20 protein-coding genes and 1 pseudogene are annotated in these 22,491 nt (G+C 71.8%); 14 read left to right on the forward strand and 7 right to left on the reverse strand.

The window, feature by feature from the left end; genetic code table 11:
• The first annotated feature begins 3 nt into the window (after positions 1-3).
• From ACIQUT_RS13890 to ACIQUT_RS13920, 7 genes are all read left to right on the forward strand, one after another.
• Positions 4-1,371, forward strand: a complete 1,368-nt coding sequence (locus tag ACIQUT_RS13890) for a pyridoxal phosphate-dependent decarboxylase family protein (RefSeq protein WP_403562745.1) — start codon at positions 4-6, stop codon at positions 1,369-1,371.
• Positions 1,372-1,599: 228 nt separating this feature from the next.
• On the forward strand, positions 1,600-2,460 hold the full coding sequence (locus tag ACIQUT_RS13895; protein WP_403562747.1) for a hypothetical protein: 861 nt from the start codon (positions 1,600-1,602) through the stop codon (positions 2,458-2,460).
• A 125-nt stretch (positions 2,461-2,585) separates the two neighbouring features.
• Positions 2,586-3,614: an N-acetyl-gamma-glutamyl-phosphate reductase gene (gene argC / locus ACIQUT_RS13900; RefSeq protein ID WP_403562748.1), complete on the forward strand. Its 1,029-nt coding sequence runs from the start codon at positions 2,586-2,588 to the stop codon at positions 3,612-3,614.
• Between the two features lie 73 nt (positions 3,615-3,687).
• Positions 3,688-4,845 carry a bifunctional glutamate N-acetyltransferase/amino-acid acetyltransferase ArgJ gene (gene argJ / locus ACIQUT_RS13905; protein WP_403562750.1) on the forward strand — a complete coding sequence of 386 codons (1,158 nt, stop codon included), beginning with the start codon at positions 3,688-3,690 and terminating at the stop codon, positions 4,843-4,845.
• Positions 4,842-5,777, forward strand: coding sequence for an acetylglutamate kinase (gene argB / locus ACIQUT_RS13910; protein ID WP_403562752.1), 936 nt, complete (start codon positions 4,842-4,844; stop codon positions 5,775-5,777). The genes argJ and argB overlap by 4 nt, the downstream gene beginning before the upstream one ends.
• Positions 5,774-6,985, forward strand: a complete 1,212-nt coding sequence (locus tag ACIQUT_RS13915; RefSeq protein WP_403562754.1) for an acetylornithine transaminase — start codon at positions 5,774-5,776, stop codon at positions 6,983-6,985. The genes argB and ACIQUT_RS13915 overlap by 4 nt, the downstream gene beginning before the upstream one ends.
• 7 nt (positions 6,986-6,992) lie before the next feature.
• Complete coding sequence (locus tag ACIQUT_RS13920; protein WP_403562756.1) at positions 6,993-7,559, forward strand: arginine repressor; 567 nt, start codon at positions 6,993-6,995, stop codon at positions 7,557-7,559.
• Between the two features lie 62 nt (positions 7,560-7,621).
• Here the strand turns inward: ACIQUT_RS13920 and ACIQUT_RS13925 are convergent, their stop codons facing one another.
• From ACIQUT_RS13925 to ACIQUT_RS13935, 3 genes are read right to left on the reverse strand one after another with little or no spacing between them, the layout of a single operon-like run.
• A complete protein-coding gene (locus tag ACIQUT_RS13925) occupies positions 7,622-8,308 on the reverse strand; it encodes a L,D-transpeptidase (protein ID WP_403563163.1) in 687 nt (228 codons plus the stop codon).
• Between the two features lie 6 nt (positions 8,309-8,314).
• Positions 8,315-8,896, reverse strand: coding sequence for a pyridoxamine 5'-phosphate oxidase family protein (locus ACIQUT_RS13930; protein ID WP_403562758.1), 582 nt, complete (start codon positions 8,894-8,896; stop codon positions 8,315-8,317).
• 7 nt (positions 8,897-8,903) lie between these two features.
• The gene (locus ACIQUT_RS13935) at positions 8,904-10,574 is read right to left on the reverse strand and encodes a HEAT repeat domain-containing protein (protein WP_403562760.1); all 1,671 of its coding nucleotides are present in this window, start codon (positions 10,572-10,574) and stop codon (positions 8,904-8,906) included.
• Between the two features lie 193 nt (positions 10,575-10,767).
• Here ACIQUT_RS13935 and ACIQUT_RS13940 point away from each other — a divergent pair, with 193 nt between their 5' ends.
• Together ACIQUT_RS13940 and argH are read left to right on the forward strand one after the other, a co-directional pair.
• A complete protein-coding gene (locus ACIQUT_RS13940; protein WP_403562763.1) occupies positions 10,768-11,970 on the forward strand; it encodes an argininosuccinate synthase in 1,203 nt (400 codons plus the stop codon).
• A 127-nt stretch (positions 11,971-12,097) separates the two neighbouring features.
• Positions 12,098-13,525: an argininosuccinate lyase gene (gene argH / locus ACIQUT_RS13945; RefSeq protein ID WP_403562765.1), complete on the forward strand. Its 1,428-nt coding sequence runs from the start codon at positions 12,098-12,100 to the stop codon at positions 13,523-13,525.
• Between the two features lie 222 nt (positions 13,526-13,747).
• On the opposite strand, the gene ACIQUT_RS13950 is transcribed toward argH, so the two are convergent.
• Entirely contained in the window at positions 13,748-14,953 is a 1,206-nt protein-coding gene (locus ACIQUT_RS13950; RefSeq protein ID WP_403562766.1) for a hypothetical protein, read from the reverse strand.
• 307 nt (positions 14,954-15,260) lie between these two features.
• Positions 15,261-15,689, reverse strand: coding sequence for an IS200/IS605 family transposase (tnpA, locus tag ACIQUT_RS13955; RefSeq protein ID WP_403562768.1), 429 nt, complete (start codon positions 15,687-15,689; stop codon positions 15,261-15,263).
• A 50-nt stretch (positions 15,690-15,739) separates the two neighbouring features.
• On the opposite strand from tnpA, the gene ACIQUT_RS13960 reads away from it, so the two are divergent.
• A complete protein-coding gene (locus ACIQUT_RS13960; RefSeq protein ID WP_403562769.1) occupies positions 15,740-16,939 on the forward strand; it encodes an RNA-guided endonuclease InsQ/TnpB family protein in 1,200 nt (399 codons plus the stop codon).
• A 39-nt stretch (positions 16,940-16,978) separates the two neighbouring features.
• Here ACIQUT_RS13960 and ACIQUT_RS13965 read toward each other — a convergent pair.
• Positions 16,979-17,341: pseudogene (locus tag ACIQUT_RS13965) on the reverse strand (hypothetical protein); the annotation flags it as partial.
• A gap of 122 nt (positions 17,342-17,463) precedes the next feature.
• Here ACIQUT_RS13965 and ACIQUT_RS13970 point away from each other — a divergent pair.
• Positions 17,464-18,579 (forward strand): NADAR family protein, encoded by a 1,116-nt coding sequence (locus ACIQUT_RS13970; RefSeq protein ID WP_403562771.1) that lies wholly within the window; start codon positions 17,464-17,466, stop codon positions 18,577-18,579.
• Between the two features lie 52 nt (positions 18,580-18,631).
• Positions 18,632-19,039 carry a hypothetical protein gene (locus ACIQUT_RS13975; RefSeq protein WP_403562773.1) on the forward strand — a complete coding sequence of 136 codons (408 nt, stop codon included), beginning with the start codon at positions 18,632-18,634 and terminating at the stop codon, positions 19,037-19,039.
• Between the two features lie 283 nt (positions 19,040-19,322).
• Here the strand turns inward: ACIQUT_RS13975 and ACIQUT_RS13980 are convergent, their stop codons facing one another.
• Positions 19,323-20,036 (reverse strand): hypothetical protein, encoded by a 714-nt coding sequence (locus tag ACIQUT_RS13980; protein ID WP_403562775.1) that lies wholly within the window; start codon positions 20,034-20,036, stop codon positions 19,323-19,325.
• A 317-nt stretch (positions 20,037-20,353) separates the two neighbouring features.
• Between ACIQUT_RS13980 and ACIQUT_RS13985 the strand changes: the two genes are divergently transcribed.
• Both ACIQUT_RS13985 and ACIQUT_RS13990 read left to right on the forward strand, forming a co-directional pair.
• On the forward strand, positions 20,354-20,905 hold the full coding sequence (locus tag ACIQUT_RS13985) for a TetR/AcrR family transcriptional regulator (protein ID WP_403562777.1): 552 nt from the start codon (positions 20,354-20,356) through the stop codon (positions 20,903-20,905).
• Positions 20,902-22,461, forward strand: coding sequence for an MFS transporter (locus ACIQUT_RS13990; protein ID WP_403562779.1), 1,560 nt, complete (start codon positions 20,902-20,904; stop codon positions 22,459-22,461). Before ACIQUT_RS13985 ends, ACIQUT_RS13990 begins: the two co-directional genes overlap by 4 nt.
• Positions 22,462-22,491 lie beyond the last annotated feature (30 nt).

Below are 22,491 nucleotides of genomic sequence, written 5' to 3' on the forward strand. Positions count from 1 at the left end.
GGTATGGACGCGCGCGAGGCCGCGCTCCGACGGGCACACGGCCACGCCGTGCGCTGGCTGGCGAGCCTGTCGGAGCGGCGGGTGCCCGCCCGCGCCTCGGTCGACGAGGTCGTGCGGGCGCTCGGTGCCGAGCTGCCCGACGGCCCCGGCGTGCCCGCCGATGTGGTCGACCTGATGGCCGAGGCCTGTGAGCCGGGCCTGACCGCGTTCCCCAGCGGCCGCTTTCACGGGTTCGTGGTCGGCGGCACCGAACCGGCCGCGCTGGCCGCGGACTGGCTGGTCAGCGCGTGGGACCAGAACTGCGTGATGCGCGCCGCCTCGCCCGCCTACGCGGCGGCCGAGGACATCGCGAGCACCTGGCTGCTCGACCTGCTGGGCCTGCCGGACGGCAGCGCCGTCGGCTTCACCACCGGCGCGACCACCGCGAACTTCACCTGCCTCGCCGCCGGCCGGGACGCGGTGCTGCGGGACGCCGGCTGGAACGCCGCCCGCGACGGGCTCGCCGGGGGCCCGCCCGTCCGCGTCGTCGCCGGCGCCGACCGCCACATCGCCGTCGACATGGCACTGCGCTACCTGGGACTCGGCGCACCCGAAACCGTGCGCGCGGACGGCCAGGGGCGTATCGACCCCGAGGCCCTGCGCCGCACCCTGGCCGCGGGCGGGCCCGGCCCGACGATCGTGGTCCTGCAGGCCGGGGACATCCACTCCGGCGCCTTCGACGCCTTCCCCGCGGCGATCCGCGCCGCCCGCGAGGCGGACGCCTGGGTACACGTGGACGGCGCCTTCGGGCTGTGGGCGGCCGCCTCCCCGGCGCACGCGCACCTCACGGACGGCTGCGCGGCCGCCGACTCCTGGGCGACGGACGCCCACAAGACGCTGAACGTCCCCTACGACTGCGGCCTCGCCATCGTGCGGGACCCGCCCGCACTCCGGGCGGCGATGGGCCAGCGCGGCGACTACCTCATCCACGACGAGCAGGGCGACCCGATCGACAAGGTCCCCGAGCTCTCCCGGCGCGGCAGGGCCTTCCCCGTGTGGGCCGTCCTCAGGTCCCTCGGCCGGTCGGGGGTGGCGGACCTGGTCGACCGGCTGTGCCGGCACGCCTGCGCCTTCGCCGACGGTATCGCCGGGACCGACGGCGCGACCGTCCTCAACGAGGTGGTGTTCACCCAGGTCTGCGCCGGCTTCGGCAGCGACGCCCGCACCGACCGGATCCTCGCCCGGCTGCTCGACGAGGGCGACACCTGGATCAGCGGCTCCACCTGGCACGGCCGCCGCGTCATGCGGATCTCCGTGAGCAACTGGTCGACCACCGACGAGGACGTGGCCCGCTCGCTCGCCGCGATTCGCCGCGCCGCCACCGACGCCTGACACGCTCCGCACCCCACCGCCCCACACAGCCGCAGGCCAGCGGCTGTGACTGAGCGCTGCAGTCGGCCCGTCTGGCCGACCACAGCGCTCAGGTCCCGGCGGCCGTGATCCCTGGACCGCGCTCACGTCGAGGGGCGGTCGATCGTGGCAGGCCCGCCCTGCCGACCGGCGATGATTGACGCGTACGGGCTGGTCGGTGGGGTCCGGCGGGTTCTCGGGGGTGGGGCAGTGATCGAGGTCGGGCGGCAGGGCGCGTTCAGCGTGAACAGTGTCGGCGTGGAGCGCCGGCCGTTCCCCTTGGGCTTCAGCGTCCGCGAGGCCGGGGAACTGTGGCGGGTGAGCGCCGGTGCGGCCCGGGCGGGCGAGCTGGTCGACCTGTTCGTGGCCGTGGCGAACGACGCGGTGGCGGTGGTGTCGCTGGAGACCAACTCCTCTCTGGATGAGGACGGGCATCCTCTGCGGCCTTCGCTGATCGCGGCCGAGCTCGGCGTGCCGTGCACGGTCCACTCCCTCGGGTCCCGGGCGTCCGGTACGAACGGACTTGCGGAGGAGTTCCTGGTGGTGGAGCGCGACCTCCTGCCCCGCTTCCTCGACGGCACCGGGTCGCCGTACGAGCTGACTCTGGTCGACGTGCCCGTGGACGTGACTGCGGAGCAGCTCGACGAGCTCGCCCTCGTGCTGGCCACGACCGGCATCGATGAGCCGCTCCTGAGCCACCTGGGAGCCTCCCGGGTCTGGTTCTCGGGCCACGACGACTGCTACGTGGCGTTGGAGACACGCGACCCGGCCCTGCCGGTTGCGGTCCTGGCGCGCCTGCTGACCCTGCTGGCCGGCTCCGCCCTTGCCCAACTCACGGAGGAGCCCTTCTCGCGTGTTCCTGAGCCCGGGCCCCGGCTGCCCGAGCAGCTCATCGCCACCGCACCTCACTGGATCGGAGCCCTGGGCGACGTCACCGAGGATCTGATCGCCATCAAGCTGGCTGCCCTGCCGGACCCGTGGCGGCTGGGCGTCTCGTTCCCGCGGCACGCCGACCTCACCGCGACGCTCGACGTGCGTCGTGGCACCTGGCGGATCGCGCCTGCGGAGTAACACGAGGAGCCACCCCGGCGAGGTACCGGGTGTCGGCGGTGGCGCATCACGCAGCGTACGGAGCGGTGCTCATTGCATAAAAGTGCGGAGCTACGTATAGTCATGCCATCCAAGAGGAGGGTTCGATGGTGGTACGTGCAGCGGTGGCCGGAGCGAGCGGATACGCGGGTGGTGAGCTCCTGCGCCTGCTCCTGGCCCACCCCGAGGTGGAGATCGGCGCGCTCACCGGCCACTCCAACGCCGGTCAGCGGCTCGGCTCCCTGCAGCCGCACCTGGTCCCGCTCGCCGGATGCGTCCTGGAGCCGACCACGCCCGAGGTCCTCGCCGGCCACGACGTCGTCTTCCTGGCCCTGCCCCACGGGCAGTCCGCCGCCGTCGCCGCCGAGCTCGGCCCGGACGTGCTCGTCGTCGACATGGGCGCCGACCACCGGCTGAAGGACTCCGCGGACTGGGACCGGTTCTACGGAGCCCCCCATGCCGGCACCTGGCCCTACGGGCTGCCCGAGCTGCCCGGAGGCCGCGCCGCGCTGGAGGGGTCCAAGCGCATCGCGGTCCCCGGGTGCTTCCCCACCGCCGTCTCCCTCGCCCTCTACCCGGCCTACGCGGACCGGCTCGCCGAACCGGAAGCGGTGATCGTCGCCGCGACCGGCACCTCCGGCGCCGGCAAGGCCCTCAAGCCGCACCTGCTCGGCTCCGAGGTCATGGGGTCGGTGAGCCCGTACGGCGTGGGCGGCGGCCACCGGCACACCCCCGAGATGGTGCAGAACCTGTCCCCGATCGCCGGGCAGCGCGTCTCCGTCTCCTTCACGCCCACCCTCGCGCCCATGTCCCGCGGCATCCTCGCCACCTGCTCCGCCAAGGCCCTCCCCGGCACCACCGCCGACGCGGTGCGCGCCGCGTACGAGAAGGCGTACGCGGACGAGCCCTTCGTCCACCTGCTGCCCGAGGGCCAGTGGCCGGCGACGGCATCCGTCCACGGTTCCAACGCCGTTCAGATCCAGGTCGCCCACGACGAGGCCGCGCAGCGGATCATCGCGATCAGCGCCATCGACAACCTCACCAAGGGCACCGCCGGCGGCGCGGTCCAGAGCATGAACATCGCCCTCGGGCTCCACGAGAGCCTGGGGCTGTCCACGATCGGAGTCGCACCGTGAGCGCCGTACCCAGCGCCCCCTGCGCAGCCGCCGGGCTGCGGACGACGACGGAAGAAGCGAACGAGGAGATGCAGTGACGGTCACGGCAGCACAGGGATTCACCGCGGCGGGCATCGCCGCGGGGATCAAGGAGAACGGCAACCCGGACCTCGCCCTCGTGGTCAACAACGGGCCCCGCCTGGCCGCGGCCGGCGTCTTCACCTCCAACCGCGTCAAGGCCGCCCCCGTCCAGTGGTCCGAGCAGGTCCTGCGCGGCGGCGCCGTCAGCGCGGTCGTCCTCAACTCCGGCGGCGCCAACGCCTGCACCGGCCCCAAGGGCTTCCAGGACACCCACGCCACCGCCGAGAAGGTCGCCGAAGCCCTCGGCGGCGAGCACAACGCCGGCGAGGTGGCCGTCGCCTCCACCGGCCTGATCGGCGTCCTGCTCCCCATGGACAAGCTGCTGCCCGGCGTGGGCACCGCCGTCGCCGCCCTCTCCGCGGACGGCGGCGAGGCCGCCGCCGTCGCCATCAAGACCACCGACACCGTCCACAAGACCGCCGCTGTGACGCGCGACGGCTGGACCGTCGGCGGCATGGCCAAGGGCGCCGGCATGCTCGCCCCCGGCCTGGCCACCATGCTCGTCGTCGTCACCACCGACGCCGACCTGGACAGCGCCACCCTCGACCGGGCCCTGCGCTCCGCCACCCGCAGCACCTTCGACCGGGTCGACTCCGACGGCTGCATGTCCACCAACGACACCGTGCTGCTCCTCGCCTCCGGCGCCTCCGGGCAGGTGCCGGCGTACGAGGACTTCGCGGAGGCCGTGCGGACCGTCTGCGACGACCTCGCCCGCCAGCTGGTCGGCGACGCCGAGGGCGCGAGCAAGGACATCCGCATCGAGGTCGTCGGCGCGGCCAGCGAGGACGACGCCGTCGAGGTCGGCCGGTCCATCGCCCGCAACAACCTCCTCAAATGCGCCATCCACGGCGAGGACCCCAACTGGGGCCGCGTCCTCTCCGCCATCGGCACCACCGGGGCCGCCTTCGACCCCGACCGGCTGAACGTCGCCATCAACGGCGTGTGGGTCTGCAAGAACGGCTCCGTCGGCGAGGACCGCGACCTCGTCTCCATGAAGGACCGCGAGGTCCGCATCACCGCCGACCTGTGCAGCGGCGGCGAGTCCGCCGTGATCTGGACCAACGACCTGACCGCCGAGTACGTCCACGAGAACAGCGCCTACAGCTCATGACCGGCACCGCGCGGAAGCACACCGCCCTCCCGAAGGCCCAGATCCTCATCGAGGCCCTGCCCTGGCTGACCCGTCACCACGGCAAGACCGTCGTCATCAAGTTCGGCGGCAACGCCATGGTGAACGACGAGCTCAAGGCCGCATTCGCGCAGGACGTGGTCTTCCTCCGGCACGCCGGGCTCCGCCCGGTCGTCGTGCACGGCGGCGGCCCCCAGATCAACGCCCAGCTCGACAAGGAAGGCCTGGTCAGCGAATTCAAGGCGGGCCTGCGGGTGACCACCCCGGAGGCCATGGACGTCGTCCGGATGGTGCTCGCCGGCCGGGTCCAGCGCGAGCTGGTGGGCCTGCTCAACCAGCACGGTCCGTTCGCCGTCGGCATGACCGGCGAGGACGCCCAGACCATCTCCGCGGTCCGGCACATGCCCGAGATCGACGGGGAGCAGGTGGACATCGGCCGGGTCGGCGAGATCACCGCCATCGACACCGGCGCCATCGAGGCCCTGCTCGCCGACGGACGGATCCCGGTGATCTCGTCCATCGCGCGCAGCGCCGACGACGGGCACGTCTACAACGTCAACGCCGACACCGCCGCCGCCGCGCTCGCCGCCGCGCTCGGAGCCGAGACGCTGATGGTCCTCACCGACGTCGAAGGCCTGTACGCCGACTGGCCCCACAGCGACGAGGTGATCAGCCGGCTCACCGTCAGCCAGCTGGAGAAGCTGCTGCCGGAGCTCTCCAGCGGCATGGTGCCGAAGATGGAGGGCTGCCTGCACGCCGTACGCAACGGGGTGCGCACCGCCCGCGTGATCGACGGGCGCGTCCAGCACTCGATCCTGCTGGAGATCTTCACCGACGAGGGGATCGGCACGATGGTCGTGCCGGACCCGCAGGACCTGCAGCACTTCGACACCAGGGGAGGGAAGCAGTCGTGACCGCCAATCAGGAGTACGCGGCCCGCTGGCAGGGCACGCTGACGAACAACTACGGCACGCCCGCCCTGGCCCTCGTCCGCGGCGAGGGCGCCCAGGTCTGGGACGCCGACGGCAAGCAGTACACCGACTTCGTCGGCGGCATCGCCGTCAACGCCCTCGGCCACGCCCACCCCGCGATCGTCGCCGCCGTGACCGCCCAGGTCTCCACCCTCGGCCACGTCTCCAACCTGTACGCCTCCGAGCCCGTCCTCGCCCTGGGCGAGCGGCTGCTCCAGCTCTTCGGCCGCCCCGGCCGGATCTTCTTCTGCAACTCCGGGGCCGAGGCCGTCGAGGCCGCCTTCAAGATCGGCCGGCTGACCGGGCGGACGCACATGGTCGCCACCTCGGGCGGCTTCCACGGCCGGACCATGGGCGCCCTCGCGCTCACCGGCCAGCCCGCGAAGCAGGGCCCGTTCCGGCCGCTGCCGGGCGACGTCACGCACGTCCCGTACGGTGACGCCGAGGCCCTGCGGGCCGCCGTCACCGAGGAGACCGCGCTCGTCGTCATCGAGCCGATCCAGGGCGAGAACGGCGTCGTCGTACCGCCCGCCGGCTACCTCAAGGCCGCCCGGGAGATCACCCGCGCCACCGGCACCCTCCTCGTCCTCGACGAGGTGCAGACCGGCATCGGGAGGTGCGGCCACTGGTTCGAGCACCAGGCCCACGAGGGCGTCGACCCCGACCTCGTCACCCTCGCGAAGGGCCTCGGCGGCGGCCTGCCGATCGGCGCCGTCGCCGCGTTCGGGCCGGCCGCCGACCTCCTGCAGCCCGGCCAGCACGGCACCACCTTCGGCGGGAACCCCGTCGCCTGCGCCGCCGGCCTCGCCGTCCTCGACACGATCGCCGCCGACGGGCTCCTCGACCGGGTCAAGGCCCGCGGGGAGCGGCTCCGCTCCGGAATCGAGGGCCTCGGCGGCGGCGACGGCCACCCGCTGGTCTCCCATGTCCGTGGCGAGGGCCTTCTCCTGGGTATCGTGCTGACCGGGCCGTACGCACCGCAGGTGCAGCAGGCGGCCCAGGACGCCGGCTTCCTGGTCAACGCGCCCGCCCCCGACGTCGTACGGCTCATGCCCCCGTATGTGCTCACCGAGGCCGAGGCGGACGCGTTCGTCCAGGCACTGCCCGGCATCCTCGACGCAGCCAACGGGGACGGACGAACCGGGGAATGAGACGACGATGAGCCAGGCGCAGGACAACGAGCAGTGGGGGTCCTCCTCCAACGCGGAGCCGGCGGGCGGTCCTTCCGTCCCCCAGACCCGCACCGCCCGCCACCGCCGGATCGTGGACATCCTGAACCGGCAGCCGGTCCGCTCCCAGAGCCAGCTGGCCAAACTGCTCGCGGACGACGGGCTGAGCGTCACCCAGGCGACGCTCTCCCGCGACCTCGACGAGCTGGGCGCGGTGAAGATCCGCAACACCGGCGGCGAGCTGATCTACGCGGTGCCCAGCGAGGGCGGCTTCCGCACCCCGCAGGCCCCGCTCGGCGAGTCGGCGAAGGAGGAGCGCATGCGGCGCCTCTCCGGTGAACTGCTGATCTCGGCGGAGGCCTCCGCGAACCTCGTCGTCCTGCGCACCCCGCCGGGTGCCGCGCAGTTCCTCGCCTCGGCGATCGACCAGGCCGAACTGCACGCCGTCCTCGGCACGATCGCCGGCGACGACACGCTGATGCTCATCAGCCGCGATCCGGCGGGCGGTCAGGCCCTCGCCGACCACATGCTCCGCCTGGCCCAGAAGGAAGGCTGACGGATCCCTGCCCGCGGGACCGCCCGACCCGGTCCCGCGGGTGCCGTCGTCCGCATCGGCCGTCAGTAGCGGGTGATCGCCAGGTCGCCGGACTCCGTGCCGATCGCGATGTGCGGCTTGCGCACGGGATCGGCCCAGCGGAGGATCGCGCGCATCGCCTCCAGCGGGACCGACACGCAACCCGCCGTCGCGCCCTTGCCGTTGACGTGCAGGAAGATGCCCGCCCCGCGGCCGCGGACCGGTTGGTCGTAGTTGTAGGCGATGACCATCCCGTGCGCGTACTGCCGGGCGTACGTCACCAGGTGCTCGGACTCGCCGGCCGCGCAGTCCGCCGGCAGCGGCTCCACCCAGCGGTTGTAGCTGGCCGACGCGATGTCCTGGCACCACCAGGAGTTGCGCGTCACCGGCCGGTAGGTGTACTTCGTCCCGGCCGGGGCCCGGCGGATCCCGAAGGCGTACGGGAGCGCGTACAGGCCGGTCGGGGTGGTGTTCGTGCCCTGGACCCGGGTCGCGCCGTCCGTCAGGCCCTTCGACCCGAACCGCGCCTCCGTGCTGCCCTTCTCGAACCAGTGCCCCGCCAGCCGCTCCCACCACACCACCCGCCCGGTGGTGGAGCCGGGGGCGGCCGCGACGGCGGTGATGAGCTGGCTGCCGCCGCCGGTGTCGGCGAGCCGGTCCGGCAGGGGCGGCTGGCCGTGGGGGAGGAGGGCGGTGACGATCAGCGAGCCGGTGACGAGAGCGGTACGCAGCACATGTCAGACGGTACGGGCAGGAAGGGGCAGCGGCAGCGCAGGCAGGCCGTCGACACTCACCCCGACGTACTCCTTCCGCTCGCAGTACGCGGCGAACTCCTCGTCCGTCTGCCGCCCGAAGTACTCCGCATGGAGCTCGCGCTCGCCCTCGTACCCCATGAAGGGGACGGCGAACCCGCAGGAGTCGGAGACCCGCAGCGCGTGCACGACGATGACCGCCCGCGCGCTCGGACCGTCGACCTCCGCGAACCGCCCGATCAGCTCGCCCCAGCGGGGGTCGTCGCGGAAGACCGCCTCGCCCCGGCCGTGCACCCGCACGATGGTCGGCCGGCCGTCGAACGAGCACCACATCAGGGTGATCCGGCCGTTCTCCCGTACGTGGGCGATGGTCTCGGCGCCGCTGCCGCCGAAGTCGAGGTAGGCGAGCGTCAGTTCGTCGATGACGACGAGGGTCCCCTTGCGGCCCTTGGGGGACAGGTTGACGTGGCCGTCCGCCGCCAGCGGGGCCGTCGCGGTGAAGAAGACCGGCTGTTCCTCGATGAAGGTGCGGAGCCGGCCGTCTATGTGGTCGTAGAGCTTTCCCATGGGGGCATTATTCGGCCTCACCCCCCTTTCGGGGAGCGGGATGTGAGCCGGCAGGACCCGGGTGTGCGCGCCGGACGGAAGACTCGTACGCGCCGAACAGGCGCACGACCCTGCGCAGCAGGGTGGCGAGCTCGGCCCGGTCCGCCTCCCCGGTGAACCGGGCGGGCTGCCGGTGCCGGCCGCGTACGGTCGCCCGCGCCGTCCCGCGCAGTTTCGGTTCCCAGTCCCCGGACAGGGCCACCGCGGCCCGCAGCGCCTCGCTCCCGCCCCGCGCGCGCAGCAGCCGGAAGGCCGCCCGGCGCACGTGCAGGGCCGCCCGCGGGGTGCAGCGGGCGGCCAGCGGGCCGGGGTCGAGCCGGCCGGCCATGGGGAGCAGGGTCAGGCAGGCCTCGCGGGCCACCGACGGGGCCGGGTCGTCCAGCAGCGCGAGCAGCTCCGCGTCGCCGGGAGCGGAGCCGAGCTGCCGCAGCCCGGCCAGCGCGGCGGCGCGCACCCGGCCGACGGGGTGCCCGAGCAGTTCCCGCAGCAGCGGCACGTCCTCGGCGCGGCCGCATTCGGCGAGGCCGGCCACCGCGTACGGGGACGGGCCGGCCGGGTCGGTGACCAGCCGGCGGTAGCGGGCGTGCGGGTCGCCCCCGTCCTGGTCGACGAGCCGGCGCGCGCAGGCCCGTACCAGGGCGGAGCGGTCGGCGAGGTACCGCTCGGCCTCGGCCGCCCGCCCGGCCGCGCGCAGGGCGGTGACCCCGGCCGAGCGCACCGTGGGGACGGGGCCGGCGAGCAGCGCGTCGATCGCCGTGTCGATCGCCGCGTCGGCGGTCGGGGTGCCGGCTCTTGCTGCCGCCAGTGCCTTCAGGGCGGTGTCGGCCCACAGGCGGGCCGTTGCCGGATCCCGTTCGGCGGCGGCGTGCCGGGCGAGGTCCGGCAGGTCCAGCAGGCCGCGGGCGAGGCTGATGCGGGCGGCGAAGCGGCGGGTCGGCAGATCCGCCGCGAGGCGCAGCCCGGCCAGGATCCCGTCCGCCTCCTTGCGGGAAGGCGGGCCCGTGAGCAGGCCGACCTCCCACCACTGCCCGTAGCGCGGCTGCCGGAGCCGCAGGGCGGCCTCGAACAGTTCCACCGCCCAGCCGCCCTGCTCCCGCCCGCCCAGCCGCAGGACCAGCGGGACAGCGGCGGAGACGGTGTACCGGGCATCGGCGGCCAGCGCCCGCACCAGCACCCGGCGGGCCCGCGTACGCACCCGCGGAACCCAGTCGGTGCAGCGGATCACCACGAGGGGCAGCGGCAGCGGGGTGTCCCTCGCGCCGAGCGCCGCCTCCCGCACCCGGCCGTCGGGGTGGCACAGCAGCAGCTCCAGCGGCGTCTCGGCGGCCCGGGCGGGTCGGCGCAGCCGCCCGAAACGCCCGAAACGCGGCCGCGTCGGCCCGCCCGGCGCGGCGGAACCGGGCCTGCCCGGCTCCACTGCGCCCGGCTCCACTGCGCCCGGCCCGCCCGGCCCCGCAGCGCCGGGTCCGCCCACGCCGACCCGGCCGACGCGCGCGCTCCGTACCTGCTCGTCGAAGGCGAGCCAGGCTTCCGGGCCGCCGTGCGGCAGCACCCCGCCGACCGGGACCGTGCCGCCGTCCAGCAGCTGCCGCGCGGCCGTGCGCCCCGCCTCCGCGTCCCGCCGCCGTTTCGTTCCCATGGGCCCTCCCCGGTCCGCCGTGTCCGCCCGCGGCGCTGTGCGCCGATCGATACGGGGAGCGTAGTGGCCGGGGCGCTGCGGGCGCTGTCGATATTTCCGCTGGTCAGGGGCGCACCACACCGGCCGATTGACGAAACATACGGAGCAGTGCATAGTTATGCCCATCGCTGGATTGCACCGTAAGGAGAAACCCGTGACCGAGCGCGTCGTACTCGCCTACTCGGGCGGCCTGGACACCTCCGTCGCCATCGGCTGGATCGCCGAGGAGACGGGCGCCGAGGTCATCGCCGTTGCCGTGGACGTCGGCCAGGGCGGCGAGGACCTGGACGTCATCCGCAAGCGCGCGCTCGCCTGCGGTGCCGTCGAAGCCGAGGTCGCGGACGCCAAGGACGAGTTCGCCGACGAGTACTGCCTCCCGGCGATCAAGGCCAACGCCCTCTACATGGACCGCTACCCGCTGGTCTCGGCGCTCTCCCGGCCCACCATCGTCAAGCACCTGGTCGCCGCCGCGAAGAAGCACAACGCCGGCATCGTCGCCCACGGCTGCACCGGCAAGGGCAACGACCAGGTCCGCTTCGAGGCCGGCATCCAGGCCCTCGGCCCCGACCTGAAGTGCATCGCCCCGGTCCGCGACTACGCGATGACCCGGGACAAGGCCATCGCCTTCTGCGAGGCGAAGAACCTCCCGATCGCGACCACCAAGAAGTCCCCGTACTCCATCGACCAGAACGTCTTCGGGCGCGCCGTCGAGACGGGCTTCCTGGAGGACATCTGGAACGGGCCGATCGAGGACATCTACGAGTACACCTCGAACCCGGCCGTCCCGCGCGAGCCCGACGAGGTCGTCATCTCCTTCAAGGAGGGCGTCCCGGTCGCCATCGACGGCAAGCCCGTCACCGTGCTCCAGGCCATCCAGCAGCTCAACGAGCGGGCCGGCGCCCAGGGCATCGGCCGGATCGACATGGTCGAGGACCGCCTCGTCGGCATCAAGTCCCGCGAGGTGTACGAGGCCCCCGGCGCGATCGCGCTGATCACCGCCCACCAGGAGCTGGAGAACGTCACCGTCGAGCGCGAGCTCGGCCGGTACAAGCGGCAGGTCGAGCAGCGCTGGGGCGAGCTCGTCTACGACGGCCTGTGGTTCTCCCCGCTCAAGCGGGCCCTGGACGGCTTCATCAACGAGGCCAACCAGCACGTCACCGGCGACATCCGGATGACCCTGCACGGCGGCCGCGCCGTCGTCACCGGCCGGAAGTCGGAGGAGTCCCTCTACGACTTCAACCTCGCCACCTACGACACCGGCGACACCTTCGACCAGTCCAAGGCCCAGGGCTTCATCGACATCTTCGCCCTCTCCGCGAAGATCGCCGCGCGCCGTGATCTGGCAGGCGGAGCCTGACGCAGACCTGGGCTGATCCCGGCGCCCGCGGTGCGGGCACCCCTGTGACGGCCGGCCTCCCCGCTCCCTGCGCGGCGGGGAGGCCGTTCCCCACCCGAAGCCATGCAGTGATCGAGGAGCATCAGCAGTGAGCAGCAACAACGGTGACGTCCGGCTCTGGGGCGGCCGGTTCGCCGACGGCCCCGCCGAGGCCCTGGCGAAGCTTTCCGCCTCGGTCCACTTCGACTGGCGCCTCGCCCCGTACGACATCGCCGGCTCCCGCGCCCACGCCCGCGTCCTGCACAAGGCCGGGCTGCTCACCGCCGACGAGCTCGACCGCATGATCGTCGGCCTCGACCGGCTGGAGGCGGACGTCGCCGACGGCTCCTTCACCGGGACCATCGCCGACGAGGACGTGCACACCGCCCTGGAGCGGGGCCTGCTGGAGCGGCTCGGCGCCGAGCTCGGCGGCAAGCTGCGCGCCGGCCGGTCCCGCAACGACCAGGTGGCCACCCTCTTCCGGATGTACCTGCGCGACCACGCCCGGATCATCGGCGGCCTCATCGCCGACCTCCAGGACGCCCTGGTCGGCCTCGCCGAGGCGCACCCGGACACGGCCATGCCCGGCCGCACCCACCTCCAGCACGCCCAGCCGGTGCTCTTCGCGCACCACGTGCTCGCCCACGTCCAGTCGCTGTCCCGGGACGCCGAGCGGCTGCGCCAGTGGGACACCCGGACCGCGGTCTCCCCGTACGGATCGGGCGCCCTCGCGGGCTCCTCGCTCGGCCTGGACCCGGAGGCGGTCGCCGCCGACCTCGGCTTCGAGCGCGGCTCGGCCGGCAACTCGATCGACGGCACGGCCTCCCGCGACTTCGTCGCCGAGTTCGCCTTCATCACCGCCATGATCGGGATCAACCTGTCCCGGATCGCGGAGGAGGTCATCATCTGGAACACGAAGGAGTTCTCCTTCGTGACCCTGCACGACGCCTTCTCCACCGGCTCGTCGATCATGCCGCAGAAGAAGAACCCGGACATCGCCGAGCTGGCCCGCGGCAAGTCCGGTCGGCTGATCGGCAACCTGGCGGGCCTGCTCGCCACCCTCAAGGCCCTCCCGCTCGCCTACAACCGGGACCTGCAGGAGGACAAGGAGCCGGTCTTCGACTCCTGCGACACCCTGGAGGTCCTGCTCCCCGCCTTCACCGGCATGATGGCCACCCTCACGGTCAACCGGGAGCGCATGGAGGAGCTGGCGCCGGCCGGCTTCTCCCTCGCCACGGACATCGCGGAGTGGCTGGTCAAGCAGGGCGTGCCGTTCCGGGTGGCGCACGAGGTCGCCGGCGGGTGCGTCAAGGAGTGCGAGGGGCTCGGCATCGAGCTCGACGAGCTCACCGACGACCAGTTCGCGAAGATCTCCGAACACCTCACCCCGGAGGTCCGCACCGTCCTCAACGTCCCCGGCGCGCTCGCCTCGCGCAGCGGCCGCGGCGGCACGGCCCCTTCGGCGGTGGCGCTGCAGCTCACCGAGCTGAAGGCCGACCTGGTGATCCAGCACGCCTGGGCCGTGCACAAGCAGTAGCCCGGCCCGCCGGCGGCGGCCCCGCGCCGCCGCCCCCGTACGCCCGCGGCCCTGCGGCCCGCACCCCCGTACGCCCTCAACGGGCCCGGGGCATGTACGTCCGCACGCCGCGGCACGCCCGGAGGGGCGGCCGGAGCACCTGTGCTCCGGCCGCCCCTCCGCCGCGTCCGCGTCCCCTTGCGCCCGAGGCCTCCGCGGGCGCGGGCCCGCGGAGGCCTCGGCTCAGTCGAGCGGGTGGTCCGGCTCGTAGTTGGTCAGGACGCAGCCCTCGACCTGCGACTTCTCCAGCCGGTACCCGGACGGGGCGGAGAAGCCGGGCATGCAGTTCAGGTACAGGAACTGCAGCTGGTAGAGGCCGAACCGGGAGGACGGGCTGTTGGTCTCGACCGCGATGTTCTCGCCGACGAGCAGCAGGCTCCCGGTCGCCTTCAGCTTGCCGTCGTCCTTCAGGTCGGCCTGCTGAGCGGCCTTGGCCTTGGTCTGGAGCTTCTTCATGTCCCCGACGGTGTCGAGCCAGCTCAGGTCGTGGGCGCGCCGCTCGCCGGCCGGCTGCCCGCACAGGGCGCGGCCCGTCACGCCCCACTCCAGGGCGTTGCCCTTGATCACGGGCTGGTAGTCGATCGACTCGATCGCCACGGCCTCGGGGTCCGTGGAGAAGTTCTTCGGGCAGTCCAGGCTGTTGCCGACGAGCTTGCGCAGCTCGGCGATGCTGCCCGCGCGCGGGAGGCCGAGGCTGCCGTTCTTCGGCTGGCCGAGCTTCTCCTCGCCGGACGGGTTCTGCGGGGTCTCGAAGTTCGGGCTGCCCGAGCCGTCCTCGGCGGAGACGAAGTCCGTGAGGCCGCAGCCCTCCACGAGGGGCTTCTCGCGCTTGTACCCCTCCGGCACCTGGCCGCCCGGGTTGCAGACCAGGACGCGCAGGTCGGAGCGGACCAGCTTCATGGCCGTCGTGGCCGTTGTCGGGAATGCGACGAAGCCCTTGCCGATCAGTACCCGGCTCTCGTGGCCGTAGCCGGCGTCGCCCCCCTTGAGCCGGTCCATGACGTACTGCTTGTAGCCCTCCTGGAACGCCTTCGTGTCCTTGGGGACGGCGATGACGATGTCGCTCTTCTCGGCCGTGGTGCTGCAGACGCCGATCTCCGTTACCGACCACTGCCCGGCCTTGGGGAAGTCGCCGCGCGGCATTCTCGGGTCGTCGGCCTTCGAGCTCAGGTTCTCGCACCCGGCCCACTCGCGCAGGTACTGCTGCGCCCTGACGAGCGGGCCTTCGGTGGCCGCGTCCCCGGCCGCGCCCGAGGAGGCGGAGGAGGCGGAGGAGCCGGAGGGGGCGGGTTCGCCCGGTGGGGCCGCCTGGCCGCCTCCCTTGCACGCGGAGAGGGCGGCGAGGCAGGTGAGGGCGGCGGTCGTGGCGAGGATCCGCTGGATGCGCATGGGTCGCTTTCGTCGGGCGGCAGGTCGCAGGGGGTGGCATGGGCATGCTAGGTAGGCCGGTGAACATGATCAAAGCCGCCGCGCCGTCACGCCGCCCAGTCGGCGAGCCTCTCGAAGTCCGGCCGGATCAGCCCGATCCGCTCGTCGATCCGCATCAACAGGGCCCGGAAGGGGTGGCGTTGGCCGACATATGCGCGGTCCATCCGTTGATCTTGCGTGGGTATCCCCGGCTTCAGTCGGGGAGGGAAACGCATCCTTGACCCGGAGGCGCGAAGCACCGGAGTTCGCTGGGCCTTCGGGGTAGCAGTCAGACGGGCCGCTTCTGGCCCTCGATGTACTGGCGGATCACGGTGAGCGGTGCACCGCCGCACGAGCCTGCGAAGTAGGAGCGGGACCAGAACACCGAGCCCATGCCGACCCGGTTGATCCGGCCGGTGTACTCGGCCCGCAGCCTCCGGGAGCTGACGCCCTTGAGCGAGTTGATCAGCTTCGACAGGGCCACCTTCGGCGGGTAGTGCACGAGCAGGTGCACGTGGTCGGCCTCGCCGTTGAACTCGCGCAGCTCCGTCTCGAAGTCGGCGCACACGGCCCGCATGATCTCTTCGCAGCGCTTGAGCATGTCGTCATCGAAGATGCCGCGCCGGTACTTGGTGACGAACACCAAGTGGGCGTGGAGGTTGTAGGCGACGTGGCGGCCGGTGCGGACATCGGGGTTTGGTTCCCAGCGTGGTGACATACCCCAACCGTAGTATGATCACCGAGCCGACCGGGAAGGGGGTGGGCCGGATGATCCGTGCGTACAAGTTCCTCATGCGGCCCACAGTGGGCCAGCAGGCCGCGCTCGGCGAGATGATGCGTGATCACTGCTCGCTCTACAACGGGGCGTTGCAGGAGCGCCGTGACGCCTACCGGCACGTCTCGAAGACGAGCATCACGTACGGACAGCAGTCCGCCCAGCTCAAGGACATCCGGGCGTTCGACCCGGAGCGTCAGGGCCGGTGGTCGTTCTCGTCGCAGCAGGCCACGCTTCGTCGTCTCGACAAGGCGTTCGCCGCGTTCTTCCGCCGGATCAAGGTCGCAGACAAGCCCGGGTACCCGCGTTTCCACGGGGCCGGCCGGTTCGACACGGTCGACTTCCCCAAGGACGGAGACGGCTGCCGCTGGGACTCCACCCCGCACGACCCCGTAACCCGCGTCCGCCTGCAAGGTGTCGGGCATGTCCGCGTGCACCGGCACCGACGGGTGGTCGGCAGGATCAAGACCGTGTCGGTCAAGCGTGAGGGCAAGCGCTGGTACGTGATGCTGACCGCCGAGCAGGCCGAGCCCGATCCGCTCCCCGTGACCGGCAGCGTGGTCGGCATCGACATGGGCATAGCCTCCTTCCTCACCACCTCGGGCGGTGAGCGCGTCGCCAACCCCCGCCACGGCCGCCGCGCCGCCGCTAAGCTCGAAGCAGCACAGCAGGCCCTCAGCCGGTGCAAGCGCGGCTCGAAGCGACGTCGCAAGGCCGTCACCAAGGTCGCCAACCTGCACCGCAAGGTGCGCCGCCAGCGCCTGGACCACGCGCACAAGACCGCGCTGGTCCTGGTCCGCGAGCACGATTTCATCGCGCACGAGGACCTCAAGATCCGCAACATGAGCAAGGCCCCCGCCCCCAAGCCCGACCCCGAAACTCCAGGCAGCTTCCTGCCCAACGGGGCCGCCGCGAAGGCCGGGCTCAACCGCTCGATCGCTGACGCCGGATGGGGGGTGTTCCTCCAGATCCTCACCGCCAAGGCTGAAAGCGCCGGACGGGAAGTGATGGCCGTGGACCCCCGCAACACCTCCCGGCGGTGCCCCGAATGCGGGAACACCGCCAAGGAGAACCGGCCCACCCAGGAGAAGTTCCACTGCGTCTCGTGCGACCACCAGGAGCACGCCGACACGGTGGGCGCGATCAACGTTCTACGGGCCGGGCTGGTCCGTCGCGACGCCAACCCGGCATAGCGAGAAGCCCCCGCGTTCACACGGGGGAGGAGTCACGTCCGTGATGTCGTCGTCGATCCAGGCGAACTCGCGCCCGCACGCGTACTCCAGGACGTACTGCGTCTTCCAGAAGGTTCCGCGCGGCGCCCGCCCGTGCATCTGCGGCCAGTCGATGTACGGCAGCCGCGGCAGGCCGAGGGGCGGGCCTATCCAGTCGTTCGCCTCGTCCTTCCAGGTCGTCGCCCAGACCAGCTCGTAGGCGTCCGCCAAGGCGAGCAGCTCCGCGCCGTGGCTGGGGTTCAGCCACACGCGCAGCGGCTTCCTGCTCTCGGCCTCAATCCAGCCCTTCGGCCGCATCCGGTGGGTGGCGTACCCCGCGGGGCGGCGCTGGGCCTGTGCCGCGTACGGGTTCAGCGGGCTTATGCGGGCATGAGACGTGTCCGACCGATTCTCACGGGCGCAGGGGTGGTGGCCTCCGGCTCGCAGCGGATGAGTGTCCGCTAATGGGCTGGAGGGCGTGTGGCGTGGCCCGGCACAATGACGGGATGATCGGCAACCGGATCACATACCGTAAGGCGGACGGCGTCCGTATACCTGGAACCTGGCGTCACGCCTTCATTCGCAACGGTGGGACGTTCTTTCTCACCGATCTCGTCATTTACGCCGACGGGCTCATCGACTGCTGGGGCCTGGTCACCATCGATGAGTTCGAGCAGAAGCTTTGCTCCGGTTGGGTGGCCACCGACCTCCCGGAGGGCGGCGAGGCATCAGCCCACGACCTGGCCGCGTGGAGGTTCAGCGAGCCTCGTACGTGGTTCACCCCGGAGCTGCTGCTCGCCGAGGTACGGGACACCATCGACAAGTTGAACGGCCGCCCCGATTCGACCGGCCGGTGCCTGGACGCTGTCGGCATGTTCCTCGCTGACCGGACCGAGGAGAACCGTGCCGCCGCACACGCCGCCTATCTCGCCATCCCCGCGACGCGGCGCCGCTACGCGCTCGGCGACATGGACCGTAAGGACTGGCCCCTCCGAGTGCTGGTGGCCGGGCCGGGCGGCGTGCCGGAAAACTGGTCCGGCGAGCCCGTCTCACAGGAGACGTACGACGAAGCCGTCAACTACTTCGAAGAGCGCGCCCGGCTGATCGCCGAACGGCCCTCCCGGGTTCCTGCGGACGGGCCTGCGACTCCGCACGCCGCGGCGGTTCATCTGTACCACTCGTACCCGCGGCAGCGCGTCGATGACCCAGGCAAGGTGGGTCTGCGCAGCGACTACCCTGCGTCCATCGACATCGGCGGGACGACCTACTCGTCCGTTGCCCACGCCTATTGGGCCTTGTCGGTCGACGGCTGCATGGCACAAGCCGCCATCGCAGCGGCGGATACCTCGTACGCCGCCCGTAAGCTGGCCGCCGACGCCAATCAGCGCGCGGGTTGGGAACACGCCCGCAGCGCCGTCATGATCAAGCTCCTACGTGCCAAGTACGCCCAGCACCCAGACCTGGCAGAGATCCTTCTGGCAACCGACGACGCCACCCTCATCTACGACGATGCCGACTCTTCCTTCTGGGGTGACAACGCCGGCCGCGGCCGCAACTGGGCCGGCCGTCTGCTCGAACTCGTCCGCTCCGAACTGCAGGCGCAGCGCGCCGGAATCGTGTAGCGGATCTGGCCTCGGTTCTTCTGTAGAGGGAGCTGTCGGGCAGCATGGGGCGGTGAACTCGAATCCCCCGGTACCTCGCGAGGTGAAGGTCATCGATACGGTCTCGCTGCTCAGGCTGGAGGAGCGGGCACGTAACCTCGGCCTCAACCAGCGGTTGGACCCCGCGTGGGTGACGGTCAATGCGGCGCCCAGTGGTAACCACTACCTATGGCCGGCGCTGTGGAACAGCTTGGCTCATCGCCCAGCCATTCCGCGTCAGCTGCGGTGCGAGCTGTTGATCACGATGCGTGAGGGAGGTCATGTGATCAGCCTGTTGGACGTGCTTCCCGCCGACTTCAGTCCGTTGCCGAGGGTGACTTCGCGAGAGGAAGGCATGCGGATCAGTCGACTCTTGGACCGTGTTCCTTCGGTGAGGGAATGGCTCCTGAGCGAAGGTGAAGGCTCGTCAGGCCGCCTGTGACAGGCGGCGTCGGGGGAACGCGGGCTCCCACTGGTCGCGGATGTGGGCGGAGGTTCGGCGGAGTGTGGTTGCCCAGCCCAGAAAGGGCGAGCCGTCGGACTGGACGGCGGGGAGGGCGCTTCCGCCGCCGGGCCCGACGAGGCGGAGCCGTTCAGCTGGAGTCAGCACGTGCCAGCGGCGGTAGGTGCCGTTGAGATAGGCGCTCTCATATGTGGGACAGCAACCGCGAGCACGTCTTCCCTCACGCCCCATCGGTGATCCTCTGGATTGGCCTGGTAGCCGTTCAGCGTGCGGACCCCTCCGACGAGCTGAGCTCCGGTGCCTGGCCGATACCCATGTGGAGGGCGCGGCTGTTGCATGCCCACTGGACCCAGTGGGGGAGAAACTCTGTGTGTGGGCCGGTCAGACCCCGAACCGCGGCGAACTCCGTCGCCCCCACGGCCTCTGCCCAGCCGGCCCCGACGAGTCGGGTCTCCGCTTCCAGTAGCTGGACGTTCAGTGCCCAGCTCAGCAGGTTCCCGTGGTCCTCACGAATGCCTGCCAGGCCGCGCGGGTACGGCCCGCAGGCCGCGACCAGTCGGCCGAGCTCCCGCATCCGGTGGTAGCCGTAGCCCAGCCGACGCACGCGCAGGCCCTGCGCTGGTGCCGTCGTGCTTGTCAGATCGCCGAGCTCGGCGATGAGTAGCGTCCGGGTCGGCCCGACAACTGCGAAGCCGGCGGCCAGCAATGGCTCGTCCATGGGCATCGGGTCGTGACTGTAAGCCCGCCACTCGGCCGGTTCGCACCGGGCGGCGAAGGCCTCTTGCTGCCGACGGATCAGCCTGGTGACTTCTGTCCGGTCGGTTTCCTTGCCCAAGGGGGAGTGCCGAACAGTGCCGTGCGTGGCGTAGTGGGTGCGGACCACCAGCCCGTCCCGCTCGACCACGGAGCCCATCGGTGCCTGTTCCGTAACATGTCCCCGTACCTGCTCGTCGTACGCCGGCAGCAGCGCGTCCACCCCATCAATCAAGTCTTTGGCCGGGTGAACCTCTGTCCACGGCCGTGGCGATTATCGGGACGATCACCGACGTCGGCCACTGATCAATGGCTGTCCAGCAGTGTGAGACACGCGTGCCCGCCAGGGCATGGCTAGCGCGGGGTCGGGTTGGCTAGCGAGACAACGAGACAAAAGGAAACCGCAGAGACAAGCGGGCCGTCCACGTCGATCAGGAGCAGGGGCTTCGTCGTCATCGGTGCAGTCTTCCGTTCCCGGTGCCCGAGGGCACCGCAATAAAGAATGAGACGTCAACGTCTCATTTGGTGTACTGTTGTCTCATGGCCATGGATCGTGACCAGGTGCTCCGCGACGCCGCAGCCCTGCTCTCCCGCAAATCGACCGCCACGATGGACGAGGTCGCCCGCGCCGCCGGAATCGGCCGCGCGACCCTCCACCGGCACTTCGCCGGGCGCGACGCCCTCGTGCGGGCCCTGGAGGAATTCGGCATCCGCGAGTTCGAGGACGCCTTCGACCGGGCGCGCCTCGACGAGGGCACCGCCGTGGAGGCGCTGCGCCGGCTCGTCGCGGAAAGCGAGTCCAACGCCCAGCTGCTGGCCTTCCTCGTCACCGAGAACCAGCTGTTCGAAGGCGACCAGGTCAACGAGGGATGGGCCCGGCTCGACGCCCGCGTCAGCGCGCTGTTCCGGCGCGGCCAGGCGGAGGGCGACATCCGGATCGACCTGAGCCCCGCCTGGCTCACCGAGGCCCTCTACGGCCTCATCGGCACCTGCGCCTGGGCCGTCATGGACGGCCGGGTGGCCGCCAAGGACTTCCAACACATGATCATCGAGCTTTTGCTCGGTGGTGCGCAACGGAGTGATAGGAAATGACCGCAACCGAGCAGCTGAAGCCCCGGACGGGGGCGGAGACGGGCGGGAGCGGCAGCCGCGGGCGCTGGCTCGCGCTGGCCGTGCTGGTGCTGGCCGTCCTCCTCGTCGCCGTCGACGCCACCGTCCTCGGCCTCGCCACCCCGTCCCTCTCCGAGGACCTCAAGCCGTCCGGCACGCAGCTGCTCTGGATCGGCGACATCTACTCCTTCGTCATCGCCGGCCTGCTCGTCTCCATGGGCTCCCTCGGCGACCGCATCGGCCGCAAGAAGCTCCTGCTGGCCGGCGCGACCGCATTCGGCGCCGTCTCCGTGCTCACCGCCTACGCCACCAGCCCCGAGACGATGATCGTGGCCCGGGCCCTGCTCGGCGTGGCCGGCGCGACCCTCATGCCCTCCACCCTCGCGCTGATCCGGAACATCTTCACCGACCCGCGCGAGCGCAGCCTCGCCATCGGCATCTGGGGCGCCACCGCCTCCGCGGGCGCGGCCGTCGGCCCCGTCGTCGGCGGAGCGCTCCTCCAGCACTTCCACTGGGGCTCGGTCTTCCTCATCAACCTGCCCGTGATGATCGTCCTGGTCCTCGTCGGCATCAAGCTGCTGCCCGAGTCCAAGAACCCGGTCGCCGGACCCTGGGACCTGATCAGCGTCGCCCTCTCCCTCGTCGGTGTCATCGGTGTCGTCTACGCCGTCAAGGAAGCCGCCACCCACGGCCCGACCTGGGACGCCGGCCTCGCCACCGTGATCGGCGCGGCCGCCCTGTACGCCTTCGTGCGCCGCCAGTTCACGCTCGCCGCGCCGCTGCTCGACATGCGGCTCTTCAAGGACCGCGGGTTCTCCGGGGCCGTGGTCGCCGACCTCCTCACCGTCTTCGGCCTCTCCGGCCTGCTGTTCTTCCTCTCCCAGTTCCTCCAGCTCGTCCAGGGCCGCGAGCCGCTGGAGGCCGGCCTCGCCGAACTGCCCGCCGCCATCGGCGCGGTGGTCACCGGCCTGATCGCCGGCCGGTGGGCCCGCCGGTTCTCCGTCCGGTCCGTCGTGGCCGGCGGCCTCGGGGCGATAGGCCTGGCCCTCGGCGTGCTCACCCTGGTCCGGCAGGACAGCGGCTACCCGCTGCTCGGCGCGTCCCTGCTCATCGTCGGCCTCGGTGCGGGCTTCTCCTTCACCGTCACCGCCGACGTGATCCTCTCCAGCGTCCCCAAGGAGCAGGCCGGCGCCGCCTCGGCCGTCTCCGAGACCGCGTACGAGCTGGGCGCCGCCCTCGGCATCGCCCTCCTCGGCTCCATCGTCACCGGCGTCTACCAGGGCTTCACCGCCCCCGCCGCGGTCCCCGCGCCGCTCGCCGAGGCCGCGCACGAATCCCTCGGCGGCGCCGTCGAAGCCGCCGGCGCCCTGGACCCGCAGACCGGGCACACGCTGCTGGACGCCGCGCAGGGGGCCTTCGTGGACGGCCTGCACTACGCCTCCGGCGTCAGCGCCCTCGTCCTGCTGGCCACCGCCGTGGCCGCCTGGTTCCTGCTCAAGGGGCAGAAGCTCCAGGAAGGCGTCGCCGCCCACCACTGATGTTCACCCCAAAGGGTGGTGTCGCGCACG

This window comes from Streptomyces sp. NPDC090445 (assembly GCF_044769385.1).
In the GTDB taxonomy this organism is placed as follows: Bacteria; Actinomycetota; Actinomycetes; order Streptomycetales; family Streptomycetaceae; genus Streptomyces.